Here is a 13,017-nt window from a genome sequence, read left to right as displayed (position 1 = left end):
CCTACGGGTCGAGTTGGGGGAAATCCAAGCCGCCCTCGCCGCACTGGCCGGTGTACGCGAAGCCGCAATCGTCGCCCGCGAGCACGCGTCCGGCCAGCGTCTGGTGGCCTACCTGTGTGGCGAACCGGCCGCCGCCGGACACTTGCGCGCCGAACTGCTCAAGCGCCTGCCCGAGCACATGGTGCCCAGCGCCTTCGTCGTGCTGGACGCCTTGCCGCTCACACCCAATGGCAAGCTCGACCGCCGTGCCCTGCCCGAACCGGACCAGGACGCCTACGCCAGCCGCGCCTATGAAGCCCCCGAGAGCCGTGTGGAACGGATCATTGCCGGAATCTGGCAAGCCCTGCTGGGTGTCGAGCGCATCGGTCGTCATGACGGCTTCTTCGCGCTGGGCGGCCATTCACTGATGGCGGTCAGCCTGATCGAACGCCTGCGCGAACACGGCTTGAACGCGGATGTCCGGGCAATCTTCAGCACCGCCTCTCTGGCCGAGTTGGCCCAGGCCCTGACGCATGCCCCAAGCCCGGTGTTCCAGGCACCGGCCAACCGCATTCCCCCTCAGTGCACAGCCCTGACCCCGGACATGCTGCCGTTGGTGGCGCTGACCCCCGACCAACTCGAACGTATCGTCGACGCCGTGCCTGGCGGTGCCGCGAACATCCAAGACATCTACCCACTGGCACCGCTGCAACAGGGCATCTTGTTCCATCACTTGCTGGGGCATGAAGGCGACGCCTACCTGGTGCGCTCGCTGCTTGAGTTCGATGATCGCCAGCGCCTCGATGCCTTCACCGCCGCCTTGCAACAGGTGATCGATCGCCATGACATCCTGCGCACCTGCGTGCATTGGGACGGTTTGCCCCAGCCGGTGCAGGTCGTTCAGCGCCAGGCGCAGTTGCCGGTGCACAGCGTTTCCCTCGACAGCCACCTGGACCCGCTCAGCCAGCTCGAAGCCCTGAGCGACCCACGGCAACTGCGGCTGGATTTGCGCCAAGCCCCGCTGATGCGGGCCTGCGTCGCCCAGGATCCGCATTCCGAGCGCTGGCTGCTGGCACTGCTCAACCACCACATGGCCAGCGACCACGTGACCTTGGAAATCGTCCTGGAAGAAATCCACGCGATCCTCCATGACCAAGGCGAGCACCTGGCGCCACCACTACCCTATCGTGACTTCATCGCCCAGACCCAAGCCGTCCCCGCCGACGTCCACGAAGCCTACTTCAGCCGCCGCTTGGCGGATGTGGATGCCCCTACCGCGCCCTTCGATCTGCTGGAGGTACAAGGCGACGGTCGCCACATCGAGGAAGCCAGCGTGACCTTGAGCGTCGAGCTCAACCTGCGCCTGCGGGCCCAGGCCCGGGAACGAGGCATCACCCCGGCGACGCTGTTCCATGTCGCCTGGGCACAGGTGCTGGCCCGCTGCACCGGCCGCGATGACGTGGTGTTCGGAACCGTGGTCGCCGGCCGCCTGCAAGGCTCGGCCGGTGCCGAACGGGCCTTGGGCGTGTTCATCAACACCCTGCCGGTGCGGGTGCCAATGACCGCGGGCGCCAACGAACAGGTGCTGGCCACTCACCGCGACCTGGTCGAGCTGCTGGCCCACGAACAGGCCTCCCTGGCCTTGGCGCAACGTTGCAGTGGCGTGCCCAGCGCCTTGCCGCTGTTCACCACCTTGCTCAACTACCGGCACCAGCGCGACGACAGTCAGTTGCAATGGCCGGGCATGCGCATCCTGGACAGTGCCGAGCGAACCAATTACCCGCTGACCCTGTCGGTCAACGACTACGGCGATGCCCTCGGCCTGACCGTGCAAAGCGTCCAAGCGGTGGACCCGCAGCGCATCTGCGCGTTGATGCAACGGGCGCTGGAGCAACTGGCCCAGGCCTTGATGTACACGCCACGGATCCCGCTCACGCAACTGGACGTGCTGCCTGCCCAGGAACGCACGCTGCTGCTGGACACCTTTAACCAGACCGAGGTGGATTACCCCACTGGCCTGTGCATTCAACAGCTGTTCGAAGAACAGGTCCGCCGCACGCCAAACGCTTGTGCCTCGCTCGACGGCCGCCAATCCCTCAGCTATGCCGAGCTCAACGTCCAGGCCAACGGTCTCGCCCAGCAACTGATCGCCGCTGGCGTCCTGCCGGGGGATCTGGTGGCCATCTGCGTCGAGCGCGGCGTGACAATGATCAGTGGCCTGCTGGGGATCCTCAAGGCCGGTGGCGCCTACGTGCCGCTGGACCCGAGCTATCCCGCCGAGCGCCTGGCCTCGATCATCGAAGATGCCAGGCCGCGCCTGTTACTGGCCGATCCGGTCGGTCGTGCGGCCGTGGGCACGCTGCAAGAAGGCACTCGCTTCCTGGCCATCGAACGGGCGTTGGCGACGTCGTCGAACAGCCGCGACCCTCAACCCGATAGCGTCGGCCTGACGCCAGAGCACCTGGCCTATGTGATCTACACCTCCGGCTCCACCGGCAAGCCCAAGGGCGTGATGATCGAACACCGCAACCTGGTGAGCTCGACGCTGGCCCGGGGCACGGTGTATGGACCGGCAACGGGCAAGCGCTTTCTGCTGTTGTCGTCGATTGCCTTCGACAGTTCCGTGGCCGGGGTCTTCGGTACGCTGGTCAGCGGCGGTACCCTATGCATCGCCGATGCCGAGACCGCCCGCGACCCCGACGCCATCGCCCGGTTCATTGGCGAACAGGCCGTCACCTCGCTGCTGTGCGTGCCATCCCTGGGCCGCCTGGTGCTGGCAAGCCTTGGCAACGGCAACGGCAACGGCCATGACAGCCTGCAAGAAATGATCGTCGCTGGCGAAGCCTGTCCCGCGCAGTTGGTGCAGGCATGTGCCGCGCTGGAACCGGCGATCGCCTTGTACAACGAATACGGCCCCACCGAAGCCACCGTCTGGACCACGGTGCATCGCTGCAGCGCCGAGGACCTGGGCACGGTGCCGATCGGGCGAGCGATTCCCAACAGTCGCTTGTATGTGCTCGACGAACAGCGCCAGCCGGTGCCGCTCGGCGTGCCGGGCGAACTTTACGTGGGCGGCGCGGGAGTTGCCCGTGGCTACCTGGACCGGGCGGAACTGAACGCCGAACACTTCCTCAGCGACCCCTTCGCCCCGGGCGACGAGCCACGGATGTACCGCACCGGCGACCTGGTGCGCCAGCGCGCCGATGGGGTGGTCGAGTTCCTCGGACGCAACGACCAGCAAGTCAAGATCCGTGGTTTCCGCATCGAACCCGGCGAGATCGAGGCCTTGATGTTGACCCTGCCGGGCGTGCGCGAGGCGGCAGTCATCGCTCGCGAAGACACGCCGGGCGCCACGCGTCTGGTGGCTTACCTGAGCGTCGAGCCGCACCTGGCCGGCCGTAATGCCAGCAGCACGCTACGGCCATACCTGACGTCGCAGTTGCCGGACTACATGGTCCCGGCGGCGTTCGTGGTGGTCGAGCGGCTGCCGTTGAGCCCCAACGGCAAGCTGGACCGCCGTGCCCTGCCGGCGCCCGGCAACGACGACTTCGCTCGCCGCCAGTACGAAGCGCCCAACGGCGAAACCGAGACGCTGCTGGCACAGATCTGGACCGACTTGCTGGGCCTGGAACGGATCGGCCGGCACGACGACTTCTTCGAACTCGGCGGTCACTCGCTGCTGGCGGTGCAAGTCACGCTCCGGGCGCGGCAAACCTTCGGCGTCGAAATGCCGCTCCGGGGGCTGTTCGAACACCCGTCGCTGTTGGCCCTGGCCGATCTGATCAACACCTTGCAACTGGCGCAGTACGAGTCGGATGAACTGCTCGACCTGCAACAAGAAATGGCTTCGCTGTCTGAAAGCGAACTGCTCGCTATCGTCTCCAAGGATGCTTAATAAATTGAACGAACATAACGATAGTCTCGACCAGTTGAAACGTGCCGCACTGCTGCGACTGCTCAAGCAACGCGGTGCCACGCGGGTCATCGAAACCGTTGCCGACGACATGCCCGGCGTCGACCGCGACGCCCCGCTGGCGCTGTCGTTCGCCCAGCAGCGGCTGTGGTTTCTCGACCAGTTGGACCCGACCGCCAGCGCCGCCTATCACATGCCCGCCTCGCTGTTGCTACAGGGCGCACTCGACCAGGCTGCCCTCAAGGCCGCCCTCGATCGCCTGGTGGCGCGGCATGAAAGCCTGCGCACCACCTTCCGCCGCGAGGGCGAGCAGCCGGTGCAAGTCATCGCCCCGGCCGATTGCGGCTTCAGCCTCGAGACCCATGACCTGCGCCATCTGCCCCGGGAGCAGGCCGACACGCAGGCCTCGCACCTGAGCGAAAACGCCGCCGCGGCGCCGTTCGACCTGCTGCGCGGACCGCTGATCCGCGGCACCCTGCTGCGCCTGGCCGACGACGAACACACGTTGCTGATCACCCAGCATCACATCATCTCGGACGGCTGGTCCATCGGCATCCTGGTCAAGGAATTCGCAAGCTTGTACCAGGCGTTCAGCGCCGGGCAGCCTGATCCGCTGCCACCGCTGACCCGGCAATACGCCGACTATGCGGCCTGGCAACGCCAACACCTAGAAGGCGAGCGCCTGGCGCGACAAGTGGAATTCTGGCGCGCCCACCTGGCCGGCGCCCCGGCCCTGCTTTCGTTGCCAACCGACCGGGCCCGCCCGGCGGTGCAGAGCTACCGCGGCGAAACCCTGGGCTTCGACCTGCCGGCATCACTGTCTACCGCCATCGTCCAGTTCGCCCAATCCCGCGCGGCGACCCCCTTCATGACCTTGATGGCCGCCTGGGCGGTCTTGCTGGCGCGCATCAGTGGCCAACAGGACCTGGTGATCGGCACCGTCGCCGCCAACCGTGACCGCCACGACGTACAGTCGCTGATCGGTTTCTTCGTCAACACCCTGGCCCTGCGCGTGCGCCTGGACGCCAACCCGACCCTCGACCAGGTACTGCAGCAAGTCAAGGGACTGATGCTGGAATCCTCCACCCAGCAGGACACCCCGTTCGAACTGGTGGTCGAGGCCCTCAAACCGCCGCGCAGCGCCAGCTACAGCCCCGTGTTCCAGACCATGCTCTACACCAACGCTGGAGGCACCGGGGGACAGTTGCAATTGCCGGGGCTGAACCTGGAGTTCCTGCCCTCGCGCAAGGACAACACCCAGCACGACCTGTCCCTGCACATCGACGAAGGCGGCCCGAGCCTGTCCTGCAGCCTGTCGTATTCCACCGCACTGTTCGACGCCGCCACCATCGAGCGCCTCGCCGCGCGTTTCGAGCGCCTGTTGCGCTGCTTCACCGAAGCCCCGGACACCCGTATCGGCGCCCTGGAACTGGACGCGACGCTGGTCTTGCCCGAGGTCAAGGCCCTTGTGCCCGTGCCGGAACGGCTGCCGCTGTCCTTTCACCAGGAGCGGATGTGGTTCGTCGACACGTTTGAAACCGGCTACCTGTACGACGCCAACCCGGTCTACCACAACATTGCGTTGCTGCTGGAGCTGACCGGCGAAATCAATCAACCGGCCCTGCAAACCGCCCTCGACGGCTTGCTGGCCCGCCACGACATCCTGCGCTGCAGGGTGTTGAGCGACGGTAGCAGTGCCTGGCAACAATTCGACGGCCCGGCCACCCTGGCCCTCGAACGGATCCAGGCCGGCCCCCACGACCTGTCGGACCAGGCCCTGGCGGCCACCCGTCGCCCGTTGAACATGAATGGCGGCAGCCTGGTGCGTGCCAGCCTGGTACAAGCCAGCGATCAGCACGCGATCCTGGCCATCGCCGTGCACCATCTGCTGGCCGACCGCAGCGCCATGCAACTACTCAAGCGCGACCTGGTGGCCCTCTATGAAGCCGCCTGCGCCGAACGCAGCGCCGAGCTGCCAACCTTGCCGTTGAGCTATGGCGACTTTGCCGCCTGGCAACGCCACCTGCCGGCCACCGTGCTGGAAAACCTGCGCGCCTACTGGGCCTATCAACTGCGTGGCAAGCTGCAAGCCCTGGAACTGCCGCTGAGTCGACCCCGGGCGGCGGTGCATGTATTTGCCGAAGCCACCCACGGCTTCACCCTCGAACCGGCGCTGGCACGGCGCCTTGAAGCCCTGGCCCGTGAAGTCGGCGTGAGCAGTGACAGCCTGGCCCTGAGCGCATTCACCGCCCTGTTGCGCCGCTACGCCGGCCACGATGAAGTGGTGATCGGCACTACGGCCGCTTGCCGTGAACCGGCCCTGCGGGATGTCGTCGGGCCGCTGGACAACCTGCTGGTCATGCGCGGCCAGTGCGACAGCAACACAACCTTGCAACAGCTCTGGGAGCAGACCGCCAACAACCTGACCCAGGGCCTGCGCCACCGGCACATGCAGTTCGACCAATTGGTCCTGGCCCTCAACCCGGCCAAGGACATGAGCCGCACCGCGCTGTTCGATGTGCTCTTCAATTTCCAGCGCACCACCGAGCACAACGCACCGGTGGCGGGTCTGGCGGTCACTACCCTGGAAACCAACCTGGGTTACGGCAAGAACGACCTGCACCTGCTGATCACGGCCGATGAGTCACATTGGGCCGGGCACCTGGTGTACAACGCGCAATTCTTCGACGCGGCGTTCATCCAGCAGCTGATGCGCCATTACGTGCGCCTGCTGGAAGCGTACGTGGCGGATTCGCAGCTGCGTGTCGACGACGTCCCGCTACTGGATGCCGCCGAACGCCAGCGGCAGATCCTCGACTTCAACGACAGCGAAGCGGCCTGGCCCGATACCCTGACCCTGCATCAGATTTTCGAGGAACAGGCACGCCAATACCCGGAACGCATCGCTGTCAATCTGGGTGAGGAGCGGCTGACCTATCGACAGCTCAACGAACAGGCCAACCGCCTCGCCCACCGCCTGCGTGCGGCCGGCGTGCAACCCCAGGCACTGGTGGCCATCGTCCTGGAGCGCTCGGTGCAGATGATTGTCGCCACCATGGCGGTGCTCAAGGCCGGTGCCGCCTACGTGCCCATCGACCCGAGTTCGCCCCAGGAACGCATCGCCTATGTGCTACGCGACAGCGGCGCCCGCCAGGCCATCGCCAGCCAGGGCGTGAGCCCGGCGCTACAGGCCCTGGGCATTGAAGTGTTCGAGGCCGCCACGGACAGCACCTTCAGCGCTGCCAACCTGCCCAACGTCAGCGCGGCGGACCATCTCTGCTATGTGATCTATACCTCGGGCTCCACCGGAGAACCGAAGGGCGCATTGCTCGAACACCGCAACGTCGTGCGCCTGCTGCACAACAATCGCCTGGACTTCCAATTCAGCGCCGACGACGTCTGGTCGTTGTTCCACTCCAACGCCTTCGATTTCTCGGTCTGGGAAATTTTCGGTGCCCTGCTCTACGGTGCGCGCCTGAGCCTGGTGCCCGAGGCCCTTCGCCGCGATCCAGTACAATTGCTGGGTTTCCTTGAAAGCGAGCAGGTGACGGTGCTAAACCAGACGCCGTCGGCGTTCCTGCAACTGAGCGCCGCAGCCCTGGCAACGCCGGATGTGCGCCTGGAACGCTTGCGCTACGTGATTTTCGGCGGGGAAAGCCTGGAACTGGGTAAGCTCGACGCCTTCCACCGTGCCTTCTCCCACGTGGCGCTGGTGAACATGTACGGCATCACCGAAACCTGCGTACACGTGACCTACAAGGCCATTAGCGCCGCAGATATCGCCGCCGGAATATCCAATGTCGGACGGCCGATTCCGACCACCGTGGCCTACGTGCTCGATGCCCATCAACGCCTGCTGCCGGTGGGTGTGGCCGGTGAAATCTGCGTCGGTGGGCTGGGGGTGGGTCGTGGCTACCTGAACCGCCCGGCCTTGAGCGCCGAACGTTTCATTGCCGACCCGTTCCGGCCCGGCGAGCGGCTGTATCGTTCCGGGGACCTGGGCAAGTTGCTCGACAATGGTGAAATCGTTCACCTCGGCCGGATCGACGCCCAAGTGAAGATTCGCGGTTTCCGCATCGAGCTGGGCGAGATCGAAGCCAAGCTGCTGGCCTGTGACGGTGTGCGGGAAGCGCGGGTATTGGCCCGCGAAGACGCGAACCAGGGCAAGCGCCTGGTCGCCTACCTGATCCCCAAGGCGGGTGCCGTGCTGCAAGTGGCAGCATTACGCAAGCAGTTGGGGGCGACCCTGCCCGACTACATGATCCCCAGCGCCTTTGTCAGCTTGCACGCCTACCCACTGACCGCCAACGGCAAGCTCGACCAGGACGCGCTGCCGGCACCGGACCTGGACGCCATGTCCGAACGCGGTTATGCCGTGCCCGAAGGCGCCACCGAAATGGCCCTGGCGCAGATCTTCCAGGAGCTGCTGGGTCTCGAACGGGTGGGACGCAGTGACAGTTTCTTTGAATTGGGCGGGCACTCGCTGCTGGCCGCGCAACTGGTTTCCCGGGTCCGGCAGCAGTTGGGCGGCGACCTGATGCTGCGCGAACTGTTCAGCCATCCCACCGTGGAGGAACTGGCACGGGTGGTCGGCGGGCTGCCAAACCCCAGCACCGAGACCATCGGCCTGGCAGACCGCAGCGCGCCCCTGGCACTGTCCTTTGCCCAGCAACGCCTGTGGTTCCTCGACCAGCTCGATGCCGGCGCGGGCAGCGCGTATCACATGCCCGCCGCGCTGTTGATGCGCGGCGTTCTCGATCAGGTCGCGCTGAAGGCGGCCCTGGATCGCCTGGTGGCGCGTCACGAAAGCCTGCGCACCACCTTCGAACGCCGAGGTGAGCAACCGGCGCAAATCATTGCCTCGCCAGATTGCGGCTTTGCCCTCAGCGAACAGGACCTGCGCGCGCTGCCTTATGAGCAGGCCAGCCTCAGCGCGGCGCGGATCGGCAACAGCGAAGCCCTGGCGCCGTTCGACCTGGCCCGGGGTCCGCTGATTCGCGGCCGCCTGCTGCGCCTGGCCGACGATGAGCACATCCTGTTGATCACCCAGCACCACATCATCTCCGACGGCTGGTCGGTCGGCGTGCTGGTCAAGGAGTTGGCCGCTCTCTACCAGGCCTTCAGCCAACACCAGGCCGACCCGCTGCCCGTCCTGCCGATCCAGTACGCTGACTACGCGGCCTGGCAACACCAGGCCTTGGACGGCGAGCGCCTCAACCGCCAGGCGGATTTCTGGCGCGAGCACCTCGGCGGCGCCCCGGCCCTGCTGTCCTTGCCCACCGACCGTCCGCGCCCGGCCATGCAAAGCTACCGCGGCGGCGACGTCCCGGTGCAGATCACCCCTGCGTTGCGCGAGCGCCTGGAACGCTTCTGCCAACAGCACAACGTCACCTTGTTCATGGCGTTGCTCAGCGCCTGGTCGGTGCTCATGGCGCGCCTGGGCAATGAGCGCGACGTGGTCATCGGTGTGCCGACGGCCAACCGCGGGCGTACCGAAACCGAAAACCTGATCGGCTTCTTCGTCAACACCCTGGCCCTGCGGGTGAACCTGACGGAGAACCCAAGCGTGCTTGAGTTGCTGGAGCAGATCAAACAGACGACGCTGGCGGCCCACGAAAACCAGGACATTCCGTTCGAACAAGTCATCGAAGCCCTGCAACCGCCGCGCTCGCTGAGCCACAACCCGCTGTGCCAGGTCGCCCTGTCACTGGACAATACCCCGGACGGCGGCGAACTGAGCCTGCCCGGGCTGACCCTGGCGCCCGTGGCCCAGGCCCATGAAACCGCGCAGTTCGACCTGATGCTGACCCTGGGCAACGACGGCGGCGACCTGGCCGGGGTGATCGAATACGCCAGCGACCTGTTCGACCGTGCCACCGTGGAACGCTTTGCCCAACATTTCCAAATACTGCTGGAAGCAATGGTCGAGGCGGTCGAGCAACCGGTGCTGAGCCTGCCGTTGCTCAGCCCGGCACAGCGCCAGGCCTCGCCGGCAACGCTGCCGCCCAAGGCGGCATGCGCCCCCGGGTTGCTGATCCACCAGCGCTTCGAACAATTCGCCGCCGCTCACCCCCAGGCCATCGCCCTGGTATTTGGCGAACTTCAACTGAGTTATCAAGACCTCAACCGCCGGGCCAACCGCATCGCCCAGGCGTTGCTCGCCCAGGGTGTACGTCCTGACGACCGGGTGGCGATCCTGGCCCGGCGCGGGGTGGAAATGGTCTGTGGGGTACTGGGTGTGCTCAAGGCTGGCGGCGCCTATGTACCGCTGGACCCGGCCTACCCCAGCGAACGCCTCGGTTATCTGCTGACGGATAGCGCCCCGGTGGCCCTGTTGGCGCAACCGGCCTGCCTCGACGTCTTGCCTGAACATCAGGTGCCGGTGGTGGACCTGACCGATGACATGGCGGCGCCGGATCAGGCGGATGGCGCCCTTGACCGCAACCCCGACGCCGATACCCTCGGTCTGGCGTCGCGGCACCTGGCCTATGTCATCTACACCTCGGGTTCCACCGGGCTGCCAAAGGGCGTACTGGTGGAACACGGCAATGTCGCACGGCTGTTCGACACCACCGCCGGGCTGTTCGATTTCGGCCGCGACGATGTCTGGACGCTGTTCCACTCCTTTGCCTTCGATTTCTCGGTCTGGGAGATCTGGGGCGCGCTGAGCTACGGCGGCAAGCTGGTGATCGTCCCCAGCGAGGTGGCGCGTTCGCCCGATGACTTCTACGGGCTGGTCTGCCAGCAGCGGGTCACGGTCCTGAACCAGACGCCGAGCGCCTTCCGCCAGTTCATCGAAGCCCGCGGGCGCAGCGACCAGGAACATGCCCTGCGTGAAGTGATCTTCGGCGGCGAGGCTCTGGACTTCCGCAGCCTGCGGCCCTGGACCGCGCGCACCGCCCTGTCGCGCACCCGCCTGGTGAATATGTACGGGATCACCGAAATCACCGTGCACGCTACGTATTACCCGATCAGCCAAGTGGAAATCGACAGCGGCGCGCCCAGCCTGATCGGCCCGCCCCTGCCCGACCTGTGCCTGCGCATCCTCGACGAGTACCAGCAACCGGTGCCGGTGGGGGTCGATGGCGAGATCTACATCGGCGGCGCGGGAGTGGCCCGGCATTACCTGAACCGCGACGCCCTCAATGCTGAACGGTTCATCAGCGATCCCTATGCCGCGGCGCCCGGCGCACGCTTGTACCGCACCGGCGACATCGCCCGCTACCGCGCCGACGGCGGCGTGGTCTACGTGGGCCGCAACGATTCGCAGATCAAGATCCGCGGTTTCCGCATCGAGCTGGGGGAAATCGAAGCCCAACTGCTGGCCCTGCCGCAGGTGCGCGAAGCCCTGGTGATCGTGCGTGAAGACTCGCCCGGCGACAAACGCCTGGTGGCGTACCTGATCGCCCATGACGACGTCGTGCTCGAGTCTTCGACACTGCGTAGCCAACTGGCCGATGTACTGGCAGAACACATGCTGCCCAGCGCCTTCGTAACCCTGCAAGCGTGGCCGTTGACCACCAACGGCAAGCTGGACCGCAATGCCTTGCCGGCGCCGGATTTGTCTGCCGCCGCGAGCCAGCACTACGAAGCCCCCCTGGGCGACATCGAACGCACCCTGGCCAGCGCCTGGCAGGAACTGCTCGGGGTTGAACGAGTGGGTCGCCAGGATCACTTCTTCGAGCTGGGGGGCCACTCGTTCCTGGTCATCAGCCTGATCGAGCGCCTGCGCCAGGCCGACCTGCAATTGGATGTGCGCACGGTGTTTGCCGCGCCGACCCTCAAGGCCATGGCGACTGTCCTGGCCGGTGGCAACAACGCCCAACGGGTCGTCCCGGCCAACCTGATCCCGGCCGACTGCACGGCCATCGAACCGCACATGCTGCCGCTGGTAACCCTCAGCCAGGGGGAAATCGAGCAGATCGTCGACGACGTGCCAGGCGGGGCCGCCAACGTGCAGGACATCTATCCGCTGTCGTCGCTGCAGGAAGGCATCCTGTTCCACCACTTGTTGCAGTCCGAAGGCGACGCCTACCTGATGCGCACGGTGGTGACGTTCAGCCGTCGCCAGGTGCTCGACGACTTCCTTGCCGCCCTGCAAGTGGTCATCGACCGGCATGACATCCTGCGCACCGCCCTGCGCTGGCACGGCTTGCCGCAACCGGTGCAAGTGGTGCATCGCCAGGCGCAACTGCCCGTGGTTACCCTGGACTGCTTCCCCGGCGAAGACGCCCTGCAGATCCTGCGCGAGCATACCGATACTCATCACCTGCGACTCGATTTGCAGCGCGCGCCACTGATCGCCGCGTACATCATCTACGACGAATCCCACGCCCAATGGTTGCTGGCGTTGCTCGACCATCACCTGGTCAGCGATAACGTCACCTTGCGCCTGATCATGCTGGAAATTCAGGCGATCCTGGCCGGCCAGGCCGACAGCCTGCCGCCCTCCCAGCCTTATCGTAATTTCATCGCCCAGGCCGCCAGCGTGTCCCAGGCCGATCACGAAGCCTATTTCCGTCGCTTGCTGGCCGATGTCGACGCCACCACCGCGCCTTACGGCGTGCTGGATGTCCGGGGCAACGGTGCGGGAATCAAGCGCGCCGTGAAATACCTGGGCGACGAGCTCAGTGCCCAGGTGCATCGCCTGGCACGCCAGCAAGGCGTACCCACTTCCGTGTTGTTCCATGCGGCCTGGGGCTTGGTGGTGGCGGCGACCAGCGGCCGCGACGACGGGATTTTCGGCACGGTGCTGTCGGGCCGCTCCCAAGGCACCGCCGGTGCCGACCACGCCTTGGGGATGTTCATCAACACCCTGCCGATGCGCATTCGCTTGCAGCAGAACACCGTCAGCGACATTGTCCGCGACGCCTACCAGCAACTCAGTGAACTGCTGACCCACGAACAGGCGCCCCTGGCCCTGGCCCAGCGTTGCAGCGCGGTGGATGCCTCGCTGCCCTTGTTCACGGTGATCCTCAACTGCCGCCATGGCGACCTGGTGAACGCCTCCGGGGAAAACGTCGAAGACATGGGCGACCACGAAGGCATGCAGTTCATTGCCTCCGAAACCCGCACCAACTACCCCATCGAGATTGCCGTGGCGAATGTGGACAGCGGGTTCTCCC

The 13,017-nt window shown here is 65.9% G+C and carries 1 protein-coding gene and 1 pseudogene; both read left to right on the top strand.

What is annotated here, in order from left to right; genetic code table 11:
* Positions 1 to 3,754: pseudogene (locus AC09SL_RS29230) on the top strand (non-ribosomal peptide synthetase); the annotation flags it as partial.
* 124 nt (positions 3,755 to 3,878) lie between these two features.
* Positions 3,879 to 13,017, top strand: a 9,139-nt coding sequence (locus tag AC09SL_RS29225; RefSeq protein WP_479571974.1) for an amino acid adenylation domain-containing protein, incomplete at its 3' end; no start/stop codon positions are given.

Source organism: Pseudomonas sp. PF05 (assembly GCF_056521845.1).
The sequence above is the reverse complement of the archived record's forward strand: the minus strand, read 5'-3'. Positions and strand labels throughout refer to the sequence as shown.